This is a genomic window from Ferruginibacter profundus (assembly GCF_054783275.1).
This window is the reverse complement of the sequence record NZ_BAAGQW010000001.1, coordinates 41,188-64,228: the sequence shown is the minus strand read 5'-3', so window position 1 is coordinate 64,228 and position 23,041 is coordinate 41,188. Positions and strand designations below refer to the sequence as shown.

The following is a 23,041-nucleotide window of genomic DNA, read 5'->3' as shown; positions in this document are numbered from 1 at the left end:
TATTACCTCACACTGCGACTACTCTTCACACATTTATCCCACATATTTACAAAATAATCAGCAGCAGAAAAGAACACCTGCCTTTCGCTCCGCTCCATACCCAGGTTTTTCAGGTCCTGGAAATAATCAGGGTACAATCCAATATGCGCCACGCCCTCGGTATTATAATCCCAGCTTTTATTACCAAATTTATATTTACGCATTTTTAAAGGTGCGCCCGGTGATGATTGCAAAGGCATTCCATCAGCAGCATAACTTATTTGTTTATTCCAGAAGTTGTAAATATTTCCGGTATACCTGCTTCTGGCCCCATCCCTCCCGGGGCCGATACGTGGCTTTGGCATGGTAACGGCACCATTTACATCAGAGCCCATCATAATTGCGCCGCCATCCATTTTATTGGCATGCATGGCAATGCGAAAGTTGGTAAGGTATTGCGCCGCTGTTGATTCGCCGATACCAATACCAAACACTCCGCCGAGGCTCTTTATGTTTTGTAATTGTTCATCCGTTCTCTGGTTCTCACTTACTTTATGTTCCCTGTCTTCAAAAAAACCGTCACGCATACCATTATGGCCCGATACCACAGGGTAATTATATTCATTCGCCATCATCAGCATATCCGTTACCGAATGATCGCTCATATGGTCCACATCAATGATCATTCCCAGGCGCATCATTTCTTTTATGGCTGCTTTTCCCAAATCGGTAAGGCCTAACTGATTTTGTTGCCCGCCCGCAATACTATTGTACACATCCCATGCAGGATCTGGTGTAAGTAAACTTTTGATGATCTTAAACTGGCTGATGCAACCCAGTTTAGGATCGGGGCAAAAATCACTGCTTGTAAAATCAAGATTTAATGCAGGAGGAAAAGGTATTTGCGAAATACCATCAAACAATCCGTTGATGCCTGCAATAGCGGCGTTCATTGAACCTGCTGTAGCCACACCATTGGTAAGGCTTAAAGAATATTTTATCCTCGGGTCACGTGCAGCCTCTACATTAAACATTAATCCGGGCCGCAACGGATCGCCAAAACGAAGTGGCTGGCTGTTGGTAAAACGATTACTGAAATTAAACAGCAAACTGTAAATAGCAGAGCCGCCGAATTTATTATTTACCAGGTGAACAGGAAAAATATACCGCACACCTTTGTTGTACAAGCGCCTGATCTCCGCCTTTGCCGTAGTTTCATTTACGGCAACATTGGCATAATTAAAGTTGCCGATATTATCTACTTCCATACCAATGATGATGGCCATTTTATTACTGCGTACGATGCGCCTGATATCATCGGGGCCATTAGCTACTTCCATAAAATCATTATGCCTTGCCACGAATGCTTTTATTTCATCCAGTTGCAGGTCGGCACTGGCTTTATCATCCATCGGCCCGTCACCACTAAGTACAGCCCCCAGCAATTCACTATTTACAGTAAGGGTAACCATCACCCGCAATCCGCCCTGGTAGGCCCTTTTGATCCAGTCTACCCACATCTGCTGGTGGCTGGCACTGGAAAAATGCGGCCAGTATAAAAAATCGGGATAGCCTGCATGGGGATGATCGCCATGTAAATTTCTTTCCAGCGGCACCCGGTTTTCAAACTCTGCATCAAATGCAAAATTCAAAACTGCGGCACGTATATAATTACCGCAATCATTATCTGCCCCCCAGCCTCCATGCGCCGCATTGCAATTGCCTAACGCATCGGCCGGACCTTTCGCCCTTTCATCGCCGGGGTTACATTCAGGAGCAAATGCATCAAAACCACGTACATGCGTACCCGCAGGCACTATAGAACCGGAATCGGGTGCGCCATAAATTAATTTCTTGCCCATCGATAAATGACTCATCAGGTGTGTATGCAGGTCGGCAGCGCCATATACCGGCACATACATATCTGCCGTAATCTGCTGATCCCTGTTGGCCACCATATCTTTGATAACGATCTGCTGTACTTTTAAAGAATCATTGGGTTCCCTGTTATCTGCAGGATTAAATTTCACCATTTTAAAATCATCCACATTAATGATACCCCAGCTGAGATTAGTGGAATTATCTGTAATGCGGATGGCATATAGTTTTGACGTATCAAGATTATGTACATCCCACCAGTCTCTGCGAAAGATATGATTGTTATGGCCGGTTTTGGCAGCAACACCTGCAATGGATTTATACATGGTATCTCCCACCGTTCTTATACTGCCCTGGCTTACACCCGGCAAAGTTTGCTGGCCGGTTAATACGCCGGCAACATTTGAACCGGCAAGCCTTATACCTGTTACATATTCCAGCAACTCTACTTTTAAATGCTGTATATCATTGCCGCCGGAAATTAAAAAGCTGATGAAATTCTGATTGGGATATAGTTTAAAGGGTTCCGAAGTTAAGGTCCCTGTTGCACGGCCCGCTTCTGTACTGCTGCCCAATATACCATCGCCTTTGCTGCTGATCCAATGGCCGCGATGATTACCTAAATTAAATTTAAGGTCCGTCCAGTAGTCGCCTCCCACATCAGTTTTTGAAACCACATCAAAATCACTCCAGGTATAAATATCAGCGCCTTCCTTTTGCATGAATGCCGCGCCGTTAATTTTCCATCCGGGTAATTGGCGGAAATACCCCAATTCAAAATCACCATTATTTAAATAATCAAATGTGCGGATGTTGGCATTCACCTGTACCGGTGTGGGTACGTACACCATGGTTTTAACTGTATCCTTCTTAGGCAGGGTTTTAACTTTAAGCGGTGCGTTCTTTACAAATTTAGGATCTATTTCAAAAGCAATACTGTAGGGATTTTTAGACTGATCCACTTTTGCCAGCATATTGTTGTACATCAACCGGTAAAACGCAGTATCGCCGGGGTTCATATGCAGGAAGATGATCTTACTGCCATCTAATCTTACCTGGCCCTGTTGTTCCATCATGCGAAGGCCACGTTCAAAATCTTCCTTTGATTGCTGGGCGTTGGCAATTACAGGCAGTACCAGCAACAGGAATACAATGGTTCTTTTTAGCATAGTTTGATTTTGCTACGCAATAAACAAATAACCCTGTTTTTAAAAAACTACATAATCATGTTTCAGTTTAAGTAAATTCGTTTAGCCATAGCCAATTTTATGACCGAAATGCCTGTTAAAAAATGGATACTGCCCGCCATTGTAGTGGCACAATTTTTCTGCACTTCCCTATGGTTTGCAGGCAATGCCATTATGCCCGACATTATAAAAAACTTTGCATTGGATGAAAGTTTTTTAGCAAACCTCACCAGCGCTGTGCAATTTGGTTTTATTACCGGTACATTTATTTTTGCCTTGTTTACTATTGCCGATCGTTTTTCTCCTTCGGTAGTTTTCTTTAGCTGTTCTGTTATTGCCGCATTGTTTAACCTGGGTATAATCATCAATGGCATTCCTTCATCTCCCTTATTATTATTCCGCTTTTTCACCGGCTTTTTTCTTGCCGGCATTTATCCTGTAGGCATGAAGATCGCCTCAGATTATTTTCAAAAGGGATTAGGCAGGTCACTGGGATTTTTGGTGGGGGCATTGGTTTTAGGTACCGCTTTTCCTCATTTATTAAAAAGCATGACGGCACAATTGCCCTGGAAATATGTGATCTATTCTATTTCCATACTTTCTATGGCAGGAGGATGCATCATTTTATTTTTTGTACCTGATGGCCCGTACAGAAAAAAAAGCCGGCAACTCAACTTTGCCGCATTCAGAAATGGTTTCAGCAATACAAATTTCAGGTCGGCTGCGGTTGGTTATTTCGGGCATATGTGGGAGCTGTATACCTTCTGGGCATTTGTACCGGTGATGCTGGCTGCCAATAAAAATTATTATCATAACGATATTGATGTGCCGCTTTTTTCTTTTTTAATTATTGCCGGTGGCGCTGTTGCCTGTGTGGTAAGCGGTTTATTATCGCAACAATTTGGCGCAAAAAAAATAGCTACCCTTGCTTTACTTTTATCCTGCTCCTGCTGTTTGTTATCGCCGCTATTTTTATCATGCAGTTCAACACCGCTATTGATCTCGTTTTTATTTTTCTGGGGATTTACAGTGATTGCCGATTCTCCCCTGTTCTCTACCTTGGTGGCACAAAACGTAGCTGAAGAATCAAGAGGTACATCGCTCACTATGGTAAACTGTATCGGGTTTTCTATAACGATCATAAGTATCCAGTTAGTGAAAATATTATCAGCTAATATCAATGCCCGGTATGTATACCTGATATTGGCTATTGGCCCTGTGATAGGCCTTATAGCTTTAACCAGGCATAAAAAATAACACCACCTAATACACTGCTATGATAGACAACCACAGAATAACAAATCCTTCTTTCATTGACCGCAAACTTATTTTATCCGAATTAAAAGCAGGCCGGGAAATTACTATTCAGTTCAGCTATAAAAAATACAATGATAAATTACTGGCAGATATCAATGCTCTGTGCAGGATTTGTAATGAAAACCTTTGCATCCGGTTTTACAGTCATCACACTACCGGATTCAATTGCAAAACGCTGCTAAAGATCGCTCATGTAAAAAACCTGCACATCGATTGCATGGATAAAGTACAGCATACCAGTGCGCTGGCCGAACTTTTACATTTACATACTTTACGACTTGATATTTATACACTACATGAAAATACGGTATTGCAATACCAGAATTTACAGTCTATTACTGACCTTGCCATTACCAAAACAAAAAGCAATGCCATTGACCTTTTATATTTAAAAGATTATACCAATTTAAAAACACTGCAGATAGACGGACAATGGAAAAACATTGCTGCAATCGGGCAATTAAAAAAATTAAACACCCTGTACTTATCACTGCCCGAAAAAGTATCGCTCGATTTTATCAATCATACTAAGGGCTTAAAATCGCTATACCTGCTTGGCGGCAGCAGGGAAAACATTAATGAAATTGAACAGAACAATATAGAGGAACTTAAAATTGAAGGCGTACGCCGGTTTAGTAATTTTAACACTATTGCCCACTTCAGTAAACTCAGCAAATTGCGTCTTGCTGATGAGTCACAGTTAAAGAATATTCATTTTACCACCAGGATGTCAAAATTAACTGACATCAGCATTGCCAATTGTAAAAGCCTGCACACTATCAGCGGACTGGTTAATGTACCCCATTTAAAAAATCTGCACCTATATGGCACGGCTATTGATTTTACTAATTTTATACAGCAACCACTTCCGGCCACTTTACAAAATTTGAATTTCTATACCATGCAATCAAAGATAAATGCCGGCATCAAAAAAATAATCCTGAGTAAAGGGTATACCTGTGCTTAAAACCAAATCATTCATATTGCCATTGTTGCTGTTACTTAATGCTGCAGCACTAAGCCATTGTGTTAATAAAAAAACTGTTGACGATAATAATTTTATCACTTACACCGCTGATGCACAAAAGCAGGACATTCAATTCTACTGGAAAGATGCGGCCAATAAAAACTTCAGCAGTATCGGAAACCTGGAACAATGGCTAAAAAAAAATAATCAACAACTGGTATTCGCCATGAATGGTGGTATGTATACAACAAACGGTGCCCCGCAAGGACTTTATATTGAAAACGAAAAATTGCTTTCGCCTTTAGATACTACAAACGGCGATGGAAATTTTTACCTGAAACCCAATGGCGTTTTTTACATCACTACAAATAATATCGCTGGTATTTGCAGCAGCCCCGATTTTATGCACAAAGAAAAAATAAAGTATGCCACACAATCCGGCCCCATGCTGGTGATTGACGGACAAATCCATCCTGCTTTTCAGCAAGGCTCTGCCAATCTTAATACCAGGAATGGCGTGGGCATACTGGAGGATAATAAAATTATTTTTGTGTTATCTAAAAAACCCGTGAACTTTTATGACTTTGCAAATTATTTTAAAAGCTTAGGTTGCAAAAATGCATTGTATTTAGACGGGTTGGTATCCCGTGCTTATTTGCCGGAACAAAACTGGATACAAAAAGATGGAAACTTTGGCGTGATGATAGGTGTAACCGAAAATAGTAATTAAGACAAACAGCGATAACAGTTATCTTGTCATTATCGGAATCTATTTACAAAAATATTATTTTAATTAAACTAACAGCTGATGCAAAAACCGGTAACTTTTTTAATGTTTGATGGCCAGGCTGAAAAAGCAATGAATTTTTATTTATCCATTTTTAAAGAATCGTCCATATTACAAATTGCACATTATGGCAAAAATGAAGGCGGTGCAGAGGGCTCCATTCAATTAGCCACTATCGTTCTGGCCGGCCAGGTATTCATGCTGATTGACAGCCCGGTAAAACATAATTTTTCTTTTACGCCTGCCATATCCATTTATGTGAATTGCGAAACTGAAGAAGAGATCAACACTATTTTTTCAAAACTATCACAATACGGAACTGTCTTTATGCCGTTAGGCCCTTATCCTTTCAGTAAAAAATTTGCGTGGATCGCAGACCAGTTTGGTGTGTCATGGCAGGTAAATCTTATTGCAGCCTAACCATATTACATCGTAATTATACCTGTAAAAACACAAATATAATTATGGATATAAAATACGGAGTAATACCCGCCAGCCACGTAAAAAAACATGAAGCAAACTATAGCTGCATGTATGATAAATTTTAAATATTAGTTTTATTATTTCTTTAGTAAGTACCCGGCTATAATTATTTTCTACAGCACAAGTCATAATTTGTCCAATTAGTTTTTCATCCACTATTTTGATTGTATCTTACACACCCCTACAGTAATTTTTTCGTTCTTACAAAATTTATGAGCATGGAAAACCTGCTGAAACCCGAAATAGAATTATCTGCTTTTTTTGAAATGACACCTGACCTGGTTTGCCTTGCAGGTAAAGATGGCTTTTTCAGAAAAGTTAATCTTGCTGTTATTGATAAACTGGGCTATACAAAAGAAGAATTGTTTGCCGTTCCTATTGCCACATTCATACATCCCGAAGATAAAGAGATCACACGCCAGACCCGCCAGGAGATGCTGGAAGGTAAACCGCTCCGCAATTTCAACAACAGGTATATCACCAAGAGTGGTAATATAGTATGGCTGGAATGGACCTCTATTTATTTTGCCGAAAGCGAAGTGGTGTTTGCTATTGCCAAAGATGTTACCGAAAGAAAATTAATAGAAAAAGAGGTAGACGAAAAATACAATAAATTCAAAAGCTTAGCCACGCATTTTAAAAAACGTATAGAAAAAGACAAAAAGAATTTTGCGTACGAATTGCATGAAGAGCTGGCCCAATTGGTAGCGGTTATAAAAATGGATATCGACTGGATCGCAAATGCAACAACCAATTTACCGGAGCCTTTAAAAAACAGGATCGATCATGCTTCTGTAGTTTCCCAGATGCTGATCAAATCAATCCAGAGGATATCATTTTCTATCAGTCCCGGTATGATGGACGACCTTGGATTTAATACCACCATGGAATGGCTTTGCAATGAATTTGCTTTATTAAATGGCTTTCCCTGCAAATTTGAAAACCATTATGATGAAGAAAAATTAACACCGGAGTTAAAGACCGATCTCTTCAGGATATGCCAGGAATCGTTGACCAATGTTACTTATCATGCACAGGCAAATAATGTTTTTATACATATTGAGGAACAATCAGGAAAAATAGTACTTACCATTACTGATGATGGTAAAGGTTTTGATGTTAATGAAGAAAAAGAAACACCAGGCATTACCAATATGCATGAACGTGCAGCTTCAATTAATGGTTTGCTTACCGTTGAAAGTAAAATTGATAAGGGCACTACAATTACTTTTAGTGTAGATGCACCTAAATTGCATTAACCTTTAATTTTTTTAGCCTGCCACCGGCACAGGAAAACGCCTGCGATGCTCAACCTGTTTGTAAAGCATCATTGATTATCTTAAATTACATTTCTAAAAAAGTAGTATGTCTAACGAAAAATTTGCTGAAATAGCCAGTAATTGTATTGGCCTTGGCCTGATGATCGCTTCTATTGGAGTGATCAGGAATAACCAGCAGCTTACAGAAAAAAAAGTATTCGGCTTCCCGCTTTTAAAATTGAATTACCTGCTGGTGGGCTTTTTTATTGTAATGATCGTTGTGGCGATACTCAAATAAAATACGGTTATATTATTGCTTATACCCTTTCAATCTTACAGATATAACAACAGGCTTCTGCATTCCTGGCGTGCAGCCACGCTACATAAGGATGTTCTTTAAATATTTTAACGATCAGTTCGTCCACATCATCTTCACCCACCAGTTTTGTAAAAACCATTTCCTGGTGTTGATTGTACCCTATTAATGATAAAGGAAAATTTTCTTTATCTGCTTTTATCTCCGGGGGAAAACGATAAATATCTTTATATGCTTCCACTTCTTTTTTATGAATAAAGATGGGGCCGGGTTGATTGAATGCATTGTCAATTTCAAAAGGACTGTGTGATAGTAAAAGACGTATATCTTCTCCCACAGCAAATGGTTGTAAAGAAACCCTGCAAGGGCCTTTGCCTGTTGCAGTATGCGCTGTTACTGCATGCCCGAATGCATCGGTATTGGTGGCACGTATGGTTGCAGCAAATACCTCACTCAGTGGAATAATTTTAAACTGTTTCATGTTGATAGATTTTATTGATGCAAAATTGTAGCAATAAATACTTTACATCAACCCGAAACTTGCGCACTTAATTTGCAGGAGAAAGTTTTGCCGCTTCCCAGCCCAGTATGGCCGTTTTGCGGCTGCTGCCCCAGTGATAATCCCCGATGATACCAGTAGATTTTATTACACGATGGCAGGGAATTAAAAATGCCACAGGGTTATCGCCGATGGCAGTGCCTACAGCCCTTGACGCTTTTGGATTTTGTATATGGCCTGCAATGGTGCCATAAGTGGCCATATTGCCAAAAGGAATGTGCAATAGGGATTGCCATACTTTTAATTGAAAGGGGGTGCCCTTTAAATGCAGCTTTATTTTTTTAAGGTCGTTCCAGTCGCCGTTAAAAAACTGTAAGGCATCTTTTTGCAACTGGTCTGTTTTTTTAACCAGCCGTGCATTAGGAAAAAAGTATTGCAGGTTTTCAATCCCCCGCTTTTGATTTTTTATAAATGCAATATGACAGATACCTTTTTCTGTGGAAGCAATAATGATCTCGCCAAAGGGAGTGCTGGCAAAACTGTAGTGTATCTGCAATGCTTCTCCCCCGTTTTTATATTCACCCGGTGTCATTCCTTCAATGCCAATAAACAGGTCATGCAACCTGCTTGTACCCGACAACCCGGTTTCAAAACTTACATCAGATAAGGAGCGGTTTTGTTTTAATAAATTCTTGGCATATTCCACACTGATGAATTGCAGGAATTTTTTAGGACTCACGCCTGCCCATTCTTTAAATAACCGTTGAAAATGAAATGGACTCAGATGCACCTGTTTTGCCACCACATCAAGGTCGGGTTGGTCTTTAAAGTGTTCCTTTAAATACACAATGGCTTTTTCTATTCTTTCGTAATCATTCATAACAGCACAAAAGTACAGCAGGCGGGCACAATTAAAAACCCGAAACTTGCTATACATTAAAAGGATTTTTTACATTGTGCAGGCATTCCGGGGCATAAAGAATATAAAGGGCGGTAGGGTAAATCTAACAGCTATCGCTTATTGCCCCTGTTCAACATTTTATTTTATCCAATTGGCCGCAAACTTATCGTAGTGCTGCATTCTTTTTTTAACACGGCGTAGTTTCCTTTTACATTTTGCCGGATTACTGTAAAATAGTAAAGCCATTTGCACCTGTCTTCTTCTCCAGGTAAATATCATTTGCCTTCCCATTATTTTATCGGCACCTAAAGTAAAAAGATGAAGGCGTTTTACTTTTTTATATTTTACTGTAGCTGTGTATATACTATCAAAAAAACTATTCAATGTTTTTTGAAATTGCAGTAAGGGTTGCCTGTATTTTTTGAGGGTATCATAACCATATTTATCTTTTAATGCCCGCCACATGTCGCCGTTAATATGGGCATTCATCCCCATAAACTGGTACTGCAATTCATTTAAACCGGTATCAGCATAGTAATGCTGCCAGCTGAATTCCTGGGGCTGATGTGTAAGGTAGTTGCGGTAAGACCTGAAAAATGCCGGTGCAAAAACGGATTCAAATCCAAATATGAATTGCTTTACACTATCCGGCTTTGTGATGGTATAGCCGTTAGTGGATTCTATTGCTTTATAATACAGCCGGGCAAAATGTTTTGAAGGCGTATTGCTGCCAGCTATTTCCTGCAAGGTATCCAATAGTAGCGCATTGTACCTTGGTTGCGCTGATGCAGTGGTTAAAAAGGCAGTACAAAAAATAGCTACTAAAAACTTCATTTAGCTGACGGAATTATAGTTGTTACCAGCCAGTATTTTTTTTGCAAGCACTGCTTTTTTTGCAATGGGAAATTCCAGGTAGCAGCTGGTTAAAAAATATCTTTCCCTGCGGGTGAGTTTTTTTAAGAGGAATGTTTTTAATTCCTTATCCATTAATGCCACATCAATAATGTACGCCCATTTCATATCGCTGCTGATAAATGTATGTTCCACCTGCATCAACTGCTTCTGAATAAAATAAAATTTTAAAGGAGTGCTGTTATCTTTTTTATGCATCACTGCTGAAAGAGAAAACCCTTTTTCATTCAGCAGCGGATTATTAAAGCCCAGCCAGTTTTTGCGCCAGAGGTAGTTTTGTATTTTACGCTGCACCCAACTGAGTTTGGTGTGGGCAATATTACGGGCATATTGCATTGCCATCATACAGCTTGCAGGCATGTGCAGGCTGATGCTGCTATGCAATTCCAATCCTTTACATTTTTGCAAATGCATTTTATGTTGCTGCAGCCACAACCATTCTTCAGTAAAATAATTTTTAGCAAAAAAACAAAGCACATTCATCTGAAAATCGCAATCACCGGCCACATCCTGCATATCGTCATACAACTGCATGCTGCGTACCATGCTGCTCCAGCTGGCGAATTGCTTTTGATACTGCAATTGTTTTTTATTCAGCAGCACTGCCCGTAAAGTAAGCAGCACCTGTATGATATCATCGTCTTTTGTTTTCTGGTAGTGCAACAGGCCGGTTAAAGTATAGTTTTCATCAAACTCATTAATATCCGCTTTGTAAGTGTCAAAACATTTGTTACAGGCTTTACAGATCAGTTGTGCTGCTTCTATCGCCTTTTCATCATCCAGTTTATTCAGGTAGCTGTTCATTTCCTGCAATAAAAATTGCAGGTGTTCGTAAAATGCCTTGTAAGTAATATCGTATTTGGCATTGATGCTTTTTAAAACTTCCCCGGGCAATACATCACAAATATCAAAGGCATAATACAATTCGTACCGGTTATTTTCTTTTTTGCAACGAAGGTAGTAATCAACATTTTCGTTGTGCAGAATACGCCGTATATTTTCTTTGCCGTGTTCAGCAGCAATGCCATCAATAAATTCGTCACCAAAAAGAATAGCCAGACAAACAAGATTGGCCAGGTGGCTTTTGTTTTTTAATAATTGTAAAGGCGATTGCTTAAATAATAAAGTATCATAAGCAAACGAACCTTTTTCAATATTGTTTCTTACCTGCAGCAGTTCTTTAAACTGCAGGATATAATTAAGCTTTTTGTTTTTACGGATGCGCTTACGCATGTACAAACCTGCGGGAAAAGCACAGAGCATGGAAGCCGTGAATTGCAAAAAATTAAAAATTTCTCCCGACAGGCTGTTGGTAAACTGCTGGTCGTGTTGCAGGTTTTCCTGCAACATATCCTGCACCAGCTGCGCCTCGGCATTGTACAGGTTTTTGTACGCCACAGTAACCGGGGCTGCAGCGTGCATATTTTTATCAAGGCTGGTAAAAAAGAGTTTCATGAATTGCTAATGTAAGCATCTATAATAACCAGCCCATACCCTCCCCGGGGTATTTTTGGGAAAATGGCTTTTATTTTAATTCCAGCATTACAATACTTTGCGCCGGTAACTCTACTATCAATTGGTCGCCGGATTTTTTTGCACCGGTAAAATTTACGTTTTTGATCTTATCCGGGTTTTCAAAAGTATTAATATCGGTCAGCTTTGCCGAGGTAAGAATCTGGCCCTGCACTGTTTTCCAGTTTAACCCAACCAATGCGGCCTGCAAATTCATTTTTTTATTAGGATCAAGATTAACCAATGTAATATGCACTGCACCGGTTGAATCCTGCGATGCAGAAATATTCAATGCTGGAATTTTGTTATTCTCATTCACATAATCCGGCGATTTAAAATTGATATTTAGTTTTTTGGCATCCATATGCACTTTGAACATATCAAAAATATAATAGGTTGGCGTGAGTAATATTTTATCTCCTTTTGTAAGAATGATCGATTGCAACACATTGATGGTTTGTGCCAGGTTTGCCATACGCACCCTGTCGCTGTGATTGTTGAAAATATTTAATGTAGTGCCGGCAATCAAAGCATCACGTAAACTGTTTTGCTGGTATAAAAAACCGGGGTTAGTGCCGGGTTCCACATCGGTCCATATGCCCCATTCGTCAACCACCAATGCTGTTTTCTTTGCAGGGTCATATTTATCCATGATAGTAGAATGACGGGTAACCAGTTCTTCCATCACCAGGCAGTTCTTCATGGTATTAAAATATTCTTTTTCATCAAATGCAGTTGCAGATCCTTTTTTGCCCCAGTTACCGGAAGGAATAGTGTAGTAGTGTAAAGTGATGCCCCACATTCTGCCAGGACCAACATTTTTCATCAGCGATTCTGTCCAGTTATAGTCGCCGCTGTTAGCACCGCTTGCAATTTTCATCAATGGTGCTTTGGCATAATCTCTTGCGTATACTGCATAACGTTTGTATTGATCAGCATAAAAATCAGCCGTCATATTGCCACCACAGCCCCAGCTTTCATTACCTACGCCCCAGAATTTTACACGCCAGGGTTCGCTGCGGCCATTTTGTTTACGCAGGTCGGTCATGGTACTTTTAGCATCGCTGTTCAAATATTCTACCCATTTGGCCATTTCTTCTACCGTACCGCTACCCACATTACCTGCAATGTAGGGTTCGCAACCGATCAATGAGCAGAGGTCTAAAAATTCATGCGTACCAAAACTATTATCTTCTGATACACCACCCCAGTTGGTATTCACCATGTAGGGCCTTGCTGCACGTGGGCCAATGCCATCACGCCAATGGTATTCATCTGCAAAGCAGCCACCGGGCCATCTTAAATTAGGTACTTTTATTTTTTTTAATGCTTCCACCACGTCTAATCTTATCCTGTCTTTTTTAGGTACATTCACAGAATCACCTACCCAAAAACCATCATAAATACAACGGCCGAGATGTTCGGAAAAATGGCCGTAAATATGCCGGCTGATAGTGTTGGAGGAATTAGTAGCATCAATCACAACACTTGTTGTTTGTGCACCGGAAATATTTACCCATGTGGCAATCGTTAATAACGATATAAGAATTTTTTTCATCTTCTGAATTATTAAATGTTTACACCAGTTCTATAACCGGCGGTTGTATATATTAAATTAACTAAAAAACGTTTCAGCGTAATACTTCTTACCCTGTTTACTTTATTTACCTGCTGCACTCCCCTGCACGCCTTCACTCGTCATGATAACTCTTTTGATTGTACCATCTTTATTATAGTATAAATAATCAATACAAACAGAGCGGTGAAAACTTGCATAGTCGGGTACCAATGCACCGTTGTGATAAATAAAATAATCCTTGCCTTTAAATTCGATAATGGCCTGGTGATTGGTATTACAGTTGCCGGCAATTTCGTTGATGATACCTTTATATTGCCAGGGCCCTTCAATATTGCGGCTCATGGCGTACACAATTTTTTCGGGAAACTCATAAGCATAAGACAGGTAATACCAGCCATTTTTTTTATGCACCCATGGCGCTTCAGTAAAATGTGGCAGGTTACTGATGGTTTGTATTGGCCCATCCATATCAATCATATTTTCTTTCAGCTTTACGTAATGCAGTGTGGTATTGCCCCAGAATAAATACGCCTGTTTATTATCATCAATAAAAACGGTGGGGTCAATATCATCCCAGCTGATCTTTGATTCTGTAGTCATATCATTGGTGATGATCGCAGATCCTTTTGCATCTGTAAACGGACCTAAAGGATTATCACTTACCGCAACGCCGATGGCTTTACCCCGGTGTGTGCTATCATGCGTTACAGCAACATACCAATAAAATTTGCCGTTGCGTTCAATTACCTGGCTTGCCCATGCATCATCTTTAGCCCATTTAAAGGCTTTTACATTTAGTGGTGATGGATGCTCCGTAAATGTTTTCATATCACTTGTTGAAAAACAAAGCCATTCGTGCATTTCATACCCATTGCGTTTTTCAGGCGCTACATCATGGCCGGTATAGAGGTACACTTTATCCTTGTATACCATTGCAGCAGGATCGGCAGTAAACTTATACCGGATAATGGGATTACCTGTTGCCAGGAAGCTGGTATCTTTTTGTGCATAGCCGGTGCTGCCGGTTGCTACTAAAAAAAATAATGCCGTTATATATTCCAGTTTTTTAATCATCTGTGCTTGTATTTGTAATTGTCAGCTTTTTGTTCTCACCAGCGAAACATCATCCACATAACAAAAAGCATTGGCATTGCCCGCAACCCGGAAACCAATTTCTATCTTCCCGCCCTTAACCGGTATCCCCTCAATTTTTATTCGCTTCCAGCCGGTATTTTCAGCTGCAATGTTAAGTACTTTCTTTGCAATATTACCTGATGCATACATTTGAAGTTGTAAAAAACCGCTGCTGTTCTTTACCATAGCCGTCAAGGTATAAAACCCATCTTCCAGTTTTACATAAGGTGAAGATATTATTGTTTGCGATACATTTCGTTTGAAATTGACCTTATCACTGATCGCCAAACTTTTTTCGCCCACTACAGTTTTTCTGTCTTCCTCCGTATTAAAATAATTCAACACCGGCGAGCTGTTACTGTCCAGTGAAATTGTATTGCCTTCCATAACTGTGGTCACCCATCCTGACAAGTATTCCTGCACAGGCTTTACGGGGCTTGGTATCTTTCTCCTGTCTGCTTCAAAACTACCGTTCTTTACATAATTATTATCGGCGGCCACCTTCCATGTTCCTGTTTTTGCATCCAGGTTCCAGGAGTGTAACGAATTGAAGTAGGGTGTTATGCCGTCAAATGAAAGCGGGAACCATTGGTTGTATCCTGATCCGTTGCCGGCAAAATCGGCCCAGCGGTCGCCGCAGTAAATAACGGTTTCCTGCTGACTGCCTTTTACGTTAATAAAAAATCCGGTTTGAGTAACATGTGCAAAATCATCGGCACAGCCATTCATCACCTGCATGTCGTTGGTGGGTGTATAAGGTCCTCTTATATTATCTGCCACCAGGTAATATGCATAAGAGGCATCCCAGCCATAAATATTGGAAGCACACATATAATACCGACCTTTGTATTTGAACATACAATTACCTTCCCTGCTTTCGCCCTGGAAAACTTTTGTACAATCCAACAGATTTACCATTCCGTCTTTAACCCCGATTTCTGAAACATAAATTTTATTTCTGCCACTGCCGTAAGAATAAATGAGATAAGATTTTCCATCTTCATCAGTAAATACGGTTTGGTCGCCGGTATTGCTGGTGCCGATCATATTGGTCATATTGATTTTCTGGTGCCAGGTAAATTTTCCTGTTGGCTTATCAGCAACAGCAATCAACACTTCCTTATCGTGCTGTACAAAGAGGGCATACTTATTAAGTTCTTTGATATACGCCACCCCTAAGCGCCCCACCCAACTGTTCCTGCCTGGTTTTATTACTTCATCTTTTGATAGTACATCAGCTTCAAATTTCCAGTTGACCAGGTCAACCGAACTGTAACAGGTAACAGCTTTAAAAGTACATTTTGCATAGGTTGTTACCGGGTTATTACGATAGGCATCAGCCTCTTCATAATATACACCATACCAGTAATATTTTTCCACGCCACTAACAGGATCGGCAAAACGAAATACGCCTCCGCCCTGGCTGTTGATGGGATTGCCATCTTTTGTATTCCAGAACGTATCGTTCTTTATATTGAGCAATTGTGCATCAACTGATGCAAGAAATAAAGTACTCAAAATGGCTATGATAAAAAATGGTTTCATGCTTTTATTTATATACTGTGCTCCATTCGTGGTTGGTGAAGACACCGGATTTCAATGCTGTTGATTACTATTTTTTATTTATAAATATATTGTTCAACATTATCACTCCTGAAACTGTTTCAATAAGACTCACTCCCCTGCATGCCACATTTTTTTCTCCAGGCATTCCGGCAGGTGATGACACAACCGGGGATATAAAACAATATTATGTTTACTTAACCGAATCATGAAATTGTATGAACTCAAGCTTTAATAAACTTACACCCTGTGGTGGCAAACTGAGGGTAAAAATTCCTATGCCATTATCTACCCACAAGTCTTTCATTTTTCTTATCTCCTTTAATTGACCGGCTTTTTCCAATTCCTTTACCTGGGCCATGGTTGGGTTTTGCGGTTCCCCCATTTTTTTCCAGGCGGTATACGCATTACTATGTGTATCATCAATACGATACTCCGTCATAGTCATGGTATTAGTAGGTATACCCTTTATATTTATTAAAACCGGTTTAGGCACTTTTGTGATATCATCGTCATCATGATAGTTCCATATCATGATGGCTCCCGTTTTTTTATCACAGCTTGCCAAAGCACCAATATCATTCTTTTTACCCCTCACACTGGAATCTACTATCAATTTCAGGTCATACATCTCATCTGCATCAACAGCCACTCTCTTGCCTGTCATCATACCAAACATCCGGAATACATTTAATACTGGCTTATCCACACCGTTAGTAGCCAGGTCCCTGAAGCCATAAAACCAGGGCTGATTTTCAAATTCAAATGCCCAGGTAACCGCACCCAGAAAATTTACTTTAAACGAATCTGCCAGTAAATATTTTCTTGCAAATGATGCCGCAGTATAACTCGAATACATGGTACCATTGCGGTAGGCATTTTCCGGGTTGGTTTGCATGCCACATGCTGCGCAACCTTCAGGGTCAGATTCTCCGATGATAATGGGGATATTTTTTAACTGCGGGTAAGAAGCCGCTAATTTAAACCCGGCATTGATATCCTGCAATTGCCTTCCCATATTCATACGCACATGCCCGTCAACCAGTTTTGGAGCACCCTTGGCGTGAAATAAAAACGCATCGATCGGAGCGCCTGTTTTTCCGGTGACAGCATTGGTATCTTCAAAGCAATGTTTTACAAATGCCTTTAACCATTGCTGTGCACCGTCGCCGGCAGTACCTGCGATATTTATCCCACCTATCTTTGCAGTGGGCAATGCTCTCTTTACGGCATCTGTGGTATAGTCATACAATTTAAAAAATTCTGCTTGTGTACCTTTCCAGTAGCCATTGGGTTCATTCCATAATTCCCAATACCAGCTTTCTACTTCTTTTCTACCGTAACGGGATACACTATGTTTTACCCATTGAAAGACCAGCTCTGCCCATTTGTTATAATCTTTAGGAGGATAAGCCCACCCGGTAATAATATCACGGTAAGGATCACCGGGTTTCCAATGGTGTTGGTATGGTGTTGGATTAGTAGATAAGGCTTCGGGCATAAAACCAATTTGCGCCAAGGGCTTCATACCTCTTTTAACGTAGGTATCAAAAATACTATCAATGATCGTCCAGTTATAAATGGGTTTGCCATTCACATCTTCTGTATAAGCATTGGTGCTGCCCCATTTTAATGCCGGGGTACCATTGCCTGTAACCAATAAACTATGTGCCCGTACATACACCGGCACCGGGCTTAATGCCGCAATTTCACTCAGTAATTTTTTGCCGTCTTTCATGTAGGTATAATTCGGTTCATCATAACCAAACCATGCCCATACCGGCTTCATATCGCCTGTTTTTTTACCCAGATCAACATTTATTGTTGCCTGCTGTGCCTGCAGCGAAAAAGAAAATAAAATCCCAAGTGCTGCAAAATATTTTTTCATAAGAAATAAGGTTTCATTTTTTTTCAGGTCAATTTCCATCAGGTTTTATTGCAGCCATTAAAACGCTTTGCGGCCAGTACCATTTTTCTACGGCATCCGGTTGTGCCGGATTGAATGTTGTGATGCCTTTCTTTAAATATTTTGCAATGGGCAATTTATTGTCCTGTATCGATTGCACTATACAACGGCAAATTTCATAAGCACCATACGTATTGAAGTGTGTATTGTCTTCTAATTTTTTATCCTGGTTAGGAAATGTATTGGCAGGATAATGTACAAATGCCTTGATGGATCTTTCCGGCCCCCATGCTTCATACATTATTTTACTCATCGCATTCAGATCAACCAAAGCCACATTTTCTTCCTTAGCAGTTTGCCGTACTGCTTCAGGGTAATCACCTAATGAGTTGGTGATATGCCCTGTGGAATCAAAAGTTCTGCGGTTCATAGAGGTTACCAAAACAGGAATACCGCCCTTCTTTCTTGTTTCGCTGATAAAGTATTTTAAACTGGCTTTGTATGAAGTGAACGGACCAATACCTTCGCCTTTTTGTTTCATATCGTTGTGGCCAAATTCTATAAACAAATAATCGCCTGCTTTCATCAGGCTTAAAAGTTTTTGTAAGCGTTTAGCACTTTTAAAAGAGCTTAATGTTTCCCCGCTCTCTGCATAATTGGCAATGCAAATATTCTTTCCTTCAAAAAAAGAAGGGATCATTTGCCCCCACGATGCCCAGGGCTCCCTGTCCTGGTCTACCACAGTGGAATTGCCGGATAAAAATATTGTAGTGGCTTTTGTATTAGGTGTAATTTCTATGCCACAAACTTTTGCAGCAGTATCACTGAATTCAATGGTTAACTGATTATCCCAATGAAAATAATTCAATTCCCTTTCTTTTAATTTTACTTTATCAATAGCATTGCCTTTGCCATCGCGTATAATGCTGTCTTTTACATGCACCGTAAAAGTCTCGGTTTTAAATTCTCCTTTTTTAGTTCGGATGTTTTGTAAAAACAACCTCCTGCATTCTGCTCTTACGGTGGTGGCAGAAGTACCGTTCACATCTCCCAAAATTACTTTTACATCGTAATTGCCTTCAGGTATTTTTACAGAGAAGAAGAAAGGTTCGGCACTGGTGATATAATCTGATGCGGCATTTTTTTTGGTATTACGTACTGCCTGTTGTTTCCCGGTGATAGCATTAAGAAATCCAAAACCCGTTGCATCACTGTACAATGTTTGTGTGGTTACCGCAGTATATCCTTTTGCAGCAGTGTATCCACCAAAATCAAATTTAAAACTGGTTTTTTGTTGTGCGTTTGCTGAAGTATTCACTAATAGCAGTACAAAACATAAATTTATTACAAGACGCTTCATTTTAATTTTTTTAACCATCAACTCTTTGGTATAGTAATATCTTTTCTAAACCGCCGTAAGGGTTTTTAACCGCTGACGGGGTTTGCCAAACGGGTGTTTTATTCAACCCATTGCAATGCACTGTCATTCATTTTAAATTTATTTTTTGCTACCATTTTATACATTTCAGCGCCTGCTAAAATTACCGGGCCATAACCATGCGCTGCAAAAACATTTACCGGGCGGTGATAGTAAAATGCCGGATCAAATGCCATGCCTGTTCCCACGCAAGTGCCTTCCACCTGCCCTTTGTCATTTACTTTAGTAGCTACTGCATTCCATGCCAGCATTGCCATGGGTGCATAGGTAGCAGGATTTAGCCAGCCTTTATTGCAGGCATGGGCAATGCAATAAGAATAAATCGCAGTAGCAGATGTCTCCAAATAACTATCTTCTCTGTCTAACAACTGATGCCAGAAACCGCTGGCACTTTGATAAGATGCCAATCCTTTTACATGCGCCTGTAATTGCTGTAATACAAATGCTCTGCCGGGATGATCTTCGGGTAGCACATCCAGTAACTCTACCGTAGCCAGTAAGGCCCAGCCATTGGCTCTTGCCCATTTAAATTCAGGATGCGTTTCCATGCTCTCCACCCAGCCATGCATGTATATTCCTTTCTCTTTAATGAACATTCTCTGGCTGTATAATTTTATCTGATTGACGGCATCATCAAAATATTTTTTATCACCGGTAAGTTTTCCCATTTGTGCTAATGTTGGTATACCCATGTACATATCATCCAGCCACATGGTGTTTTTTTGCGGACGATTTCTTGCTAATGTACCATCCGGCAAACGGTATTCTTTTTTTGCCACCCAATCGCTGTACACATCAATCTGCGGACGTAAATTATTATTCACTCCCATTGTTGTAGCTTTTATCATGGCGGCACAAACAGCACCGGCATCATCCAGTGCTTTAGGATCTATTGGCTGGTGTAAGGGATAATTATTGTCAGCATATCCACCTGCGGCTTTTATTTTTTTTACAGCCGGTATCCAGTTGGCAAAAAAATTAAACCTGTCTTTGGTGTAGTTGGTATATTTTTTATCGCCGGTAATTTCTCCCGCCCATAACATAGCGGCATAAGTAACTCCCCATTCATAACTCGTTATCCTGAAATCGCCCTGCTGCAACACTGTATTGGTATCAAGTTTTGCAACATCAGTAACCGGCTCATTTGTTTTTTTATTGATCATTTGCGCAGGTGTAACCGCATCTAAATAATTAAATACTTTATCCAGTACTTTTTTTATGTCTTCTTTTGCCATAGGCTCGTAAGGCACGGTGTACACCGGCTTCATGGCATGCAGCGATGCATCATTGGCAGCTTTTACCTGTGCATTGGCAATTGCCGATAGTAAACCCAATGCTGTAATTATGGTCAGTCTTTTCATAATGTTCTTTTATAATTTTTTACAAGCAATTCTCATTACAATAAGTGAAGATGGATTTAATACCACGGACACTTTATTATTTTTTACAGGAATTATTTTCTCTACCGGTATTACTTCGGCAGGTTTATCCAGCGAATTGAATGCTTCTTTATTTGCCGATTGCAGCAGCATGGCTTTTACGTCCTGTTTGTTCACTACCACATTTTCAAGATTCAATGCTACAGGAATTGAGGCTACACTGGTATTTACTATTTTTAAAATTACTTCATTCGTGTTTTTATCAATAGCAGCGGTGGCATACACGCTGTCCTTTCCTGCTAATACTTCTCCATTTTTTAAAACAGGTATTACATGCGTACCCCTGTTGGTGGAAAATAATTTTTGCACATAATAATTCGGTGTTCCTATCGAACGTAAATTATCAAACCATATCAGGTCGGGCCGCCATTGCCATGCTTCCACATGCGCCAGCAATGGTGCGTAGGAAGCCATGTTCACCACATCGGCATTTCTTTCCAGGCCGGTCATAAATGCGGCTTCAGCAATAGCACTCTCCCAGTTATTTCTTCCTTCCGAATTACTATTGTCTTTGGAATGTGCTGCATATTCTCCTGCAAAAACTTTCGGCCCGTTACGGTCGTATTTGTCATAACGGTTAGCATTATCCAAAAACCATTTGGGTGGCTTGTAATAATGTTCATCAATTAATGAAGGGCTGAGTTGCTTTAATTCCTTCCAGGCCATATCAAAATATTCTCCGTTAGAATAAGGCCCCGAGCCGGAAACAATTTTTATGTTGGGATATTTTGCCAGGATTGCTTTTTCAAAAATTTTATAGCGGTCAAAATATTGTGCTTCCCATTGCTCATTACCTACGCCTAAAAATTTTAAATTGAATGGTGCCGGGTGCCCCATATCAGCCCTTAATTTTCCCCATGTGGTAGTTACAGGGCCGTTGGCAAATTCAATAAGGTCCAATGCATCCTGTATATAAGGTTGCAGTGCATCTATGGCAACAACTTCTGCACTATTGTACTGGCAGGCCATACCGCAATTCAATATCGGCAATGGTTCTGCACCTATATCATCGGCCAGTTGAAAATATTCATAAAATCCTAAACCAAAACTTTGAAAATAATCAGGCGCAGATTTTTGCTTGAATTCCACGTTCCAGCGGTTCATGATTAATTTGCGATCATCCACATTACCCACCGTGGTCTTCCATTGGTAACGGTTGGTCAGGTCTCTTCCTTCTACAATACAACCACCGGGAAAACGAACAAAGCCCGGTTTAAGATCGGCCAGTTTTTGTGCAAGGTCTTCCCTTAAACCATTCGGCCTGTTTTTAAAAGTATTGGCAGGAAACAGGGAAACCACATCAATATCAATGGTGCCGTTACCTTCAAATAATAAATTTAATTTTCCTTTTTGTGCAGAGTCGGTAGTAGTTATAACAGCCGTATATTTTTTCCATTCGCCGGTAAAATTTGACAATGCTGTTTCGCCGATAATTTTTCCTGACGCATTTACCAGTTGCACTTTTATTTTAACTGCTGCACCGGGTTGATTTTTTGCCAGCACCGAAAAATGATATTGTTTACCTGCATAAATGCCCATCCCCCTGAAGCCTTCATTGCTTAATCCATATACAGGTGACTGACTGTTTATGGAAATACTTGCATAACGAAGATTAGTGGTATTTTCTTTTCCATGATTTACAATTAATGCAGAAGAAGTGTTTCCTTTTTCTTCAATCTCTTTCCATCCCATCATCGGCATCGGAAATTCAAAGGAACGGTTCTTTACCAGTTCGGCATACAAACCGCCATCGGCTGCAAAATTGATGTCTTCAAAAAAAATGCCCCACATAGTGGATTGAATGGGTGCAACAGGTTTGGCTGGCTGTACTGTTAATTGCATGGATTGCTGTGCAATTATTGCTTCTCCGGGATTAAGTACCAGTAACAGTACAAGGCTATAAAATAGTGTAGTTTTTTTCATGCTTAAAATTACCGAATTCAATCTTTAAATTCTATATAAACTAAAGGACGGTACAATTTTCA

The 23,041-nt window shown here is 40.0% G+C and carries 18 protein-coding genes; 6 read left to right on the top strand and 12 right to left on the bottom strand.

The features are described 5' to 3' along the window. Nucleotides 1–2 precede the first annotated feature (2 nt). Nucleotides 3–3,026 carry a membrane dipeptidase gene (locus ACYVM0_RS00210; protein WP_460550662.1) on the bottom strand — a complete coding sequence of 1,008 codons (3,024 nt, stop codon included), beginning with the start codon at nucleotides 3,024–3,026 and terminating at the stop codon, nucleotides 3–5. A gap of 99 nt (nucleotides 3,027–3,125) precedes the next feature. Here ACYVM0_RS00210 and ACYVM0_RS00205 point away from each other — a divergent pair, with 99 nt between their 5' ends. From ACYVM0_RS00205 to ACYVM0_RS00180, 6 genes are all read left to right on the top strand, one after another. Continuing rightward, a complete protein-coding gene (locus tag ACYVM0_RS00205) occupies nucleotides 3,126–4,301 on the top strand; it encodes an MFS transporter (RefSeq protein ID WP_460550659.1) in 1,176 nt (391 codons plus the stop codon). Between the two features lie 19 nt (nucleotides 4,302–4,320). Next, the gene (locus tag ACYVM0_RS00200; RefSeq protein ID WP_460550656.1) at nucleotides 4,321–5,328 is read left to right on the top strand and encodes a hypothetical protein; all 1,008 of its coding nucleotides are present in this window, start codon (nucleotides 4,321–4,323) and stop codon (nucleotides 5,326–5,328) included. Further along, the gene (locus ACYVM0_RS00195) at nucleotides 5,321–6,058 is read left to right on the top strand and encodes a phosphodiester glycosidase family protein (protein ID WP_460550653.1); all 738 of its coding nucleotides are present in this window, start codon (nucleotides 5,321–5,323) and stop codon (nucleotides 6,056–6,058) included. Before ACYVM0_RS00200 ends, ACYVM0_RS00195 begins: the two co-directional genes overlap by 8 nt. A gap of 78 nt (nucleotides 6,059–6,136) precedes the next feature. Then, a complete protein-coding gene (locus ACYVM0_RS00190; RefSeq protein WP_460550650.1) occupies nucleotides 6,137–6,535 on the top strand; it encodes a VOC family protein in 399 nt (132 codons plus the stop codon). Between the two features lie 281 nt (nucleotides 6,536–6,816). Continuing rightward, a complete protein-coding gene (locus ACYVM0_RS00185) occupies nucleotides 6,817–7,857 on the top strand; it encodes a PAS domain-containing sensor histidine kinase (protein WP_460550647.1) in 1,041 nt (346 codons plus the stop codon). Nucleotides 7,858–7,963: 106 nt separating this feature from the next. Beyond that, complete coding sequence (locus tag ACYVM0_RS00180) at nucleotides 7,964–8,155, top strand: hypothetical protein (protein WP_460550644.1); 192 nt, start codon at nucleotides 7,964–7,966, stop codon at nucleotides 8,153–8,155. Between the two features lie 19 nt (nucleotides 8,156–8,174). Here ACYVM0_RS00180 and ACYVM0_RS00175 read toward each other — a convergent pair whose 3' ends face one another. The 11 genes from ACYVM0_RS00175 to ACYVM0_RS00125 form a co-directional block, all read right to left on the bottom strand. Next, nucleotides 8,175–8,654 carry a DUF1203 domain-containing protein gene (locus ACYVM0_RS00175; protein ID WP_460550641.1) on the bottom strand — a complete coding sequence of 160 codons (480 nt, stop codon included), beginning with the start codon at nucleotides 8,652–8,654 and terminating at the stop codon, nucleotides 8,175–8,177. Nucleotides 8,655–8,721: 67 nt separating this feature from the next. Continuing rightward, complete coding sequence (locus ACYVM0_RS00170) at nucleotides 8,722–9,609, bottom strand: bifunctional helix-turn-helix domain-containing protein/methylated-DNA--[protein]-cysteine S-methyltransferase (protein ID WP_460550638.1); 888 nt, start codon at nucleotides 9,607–9,609, stop codon at nucleotides 8,722–8,724. A gap of 102 nt (nucleotides 9,610–9,711) precedes the next feature. Continuing rightward, a complete protein-coding gene (locus tag ACYVM0_RS00165) occupies nucleotides 9,712–10,407 on the bottom strand; it encodes a DUF5995 family protein (protein WP_460550636.1) in 696 nt (231 codons plus the stop codon). After that, nucleotides 10,408–11,940 carry a hypothetical protein gene (locus ACYVM0_RS00160; RefSeq protein WP_460550633.1) on the bottom strand — a complete coding sequence of 511 codons (1,533 nt, stop codon included), beginning with the start codon at nucleotides 11,938–11,940 and terminating at the stop codon, nucleotides 10,408–10,410. A gap of 70 nt (nucleotides 11,941–12,010) precedes the next feature. Next, nucleotides 12,011–13,555 (bottom strand): alpha-N-arabinofuranosidase, encoded by a 1,545-nt coding sequence (locus ACYVM0_RS00155; protein ID WP_460550630.1) that lies wholly within the window; start codon nucleotides 13,553–13,555, stop codon nucleotides 12,011–12,013. A 102-nt stretch (nucleotides 13,556–13,657) separates the two neighbouring features. Then, nucleotides 13,658–14,650: a glycoside hydrolase family 43 protein gene (locus ACYVM0_RS00150; protein ID WP_460550627.1), complete on the bottom strand. Its 993-nt coding sequence runs from the start codon at nucleotides 14,648–14,650 to the stop codon at nucleotides 13,658–13,660. Nucleotides 14,651–14,671: 21 nt separating this feature from the next. Beyond that, nucleotides 14,672–16,255: a glycoside hydrolase family protein gene (locus ACYVM0_RS00145; RefSeq protein ID WP_460550624.1), complete on the bottom strand. Its 1,584-nt coding sequence runs from the start codon at nucleotides 16,253–16,255 to the stop codon at nucleotides 14,672–14,674. Nucleotides 16,256–16,466: 211 nt separating this feature from the next. After that, the gene (locus tag ACYVM0_RS00140) at nucleotides 16,467–18,161 is read right to left on the bottom strand and encodes a GH39 family glycosyl hydrolase (protein WP_460550621.1); all 1,695 of its coding nucleotides are present in this window, start codon (nucleotides 18,159–18,161) and stop codon (nucleotides 16,467–16,469) included. A gap of 28 nt (nucleotides 18,162–18,189) precedes the next feature. Next, nucleotides 18,190–19,539 carry a rhamnogalacturonan acetylesterase gene (locus tag ACYVM0_RS00135; protein ID WP_460550618.1) on the bottom strand — a complete coding sequence of 450 codons (1,350 nt, stop codon included), beginning with the start codon at nucleotides 19,537–19,539 and terminating at the stop codon, nucleotides 18,190–18,192. 98 nt (nucleotides 19,540–19,637) lie between these two features. Then, on the bottom strand, nucleotides 19,638–20,978 hold the full coding sequence (locus tag ACYVM0_RS00130; RefSeq protein WP_460550615.1) for a glycoside hydrolase family 88/105 protein: 1,341 nt from the start codon (nucleotides 20,976–20,978) through the stop codon (nucleotides 19,638–19,640). 9 nt (nucleotides 20,979–20,987) lie between these two features. Continuing rightward, complete coding sequence (locus tag ACYVM0_RS00125; RefSeq protein ID WP_460550612.1) at nucleotides 20,988–22,979, bottom strand: alpha-L-arabinofuranosidase C-terminal domain-containing protein; 1,992 nt, start codon at nucleotides 22,977–22,979, stop codon at nucleotides 20,988–20,990. Nucleotides 22,980–23,041: the final 62 nt, after the last annotated feature.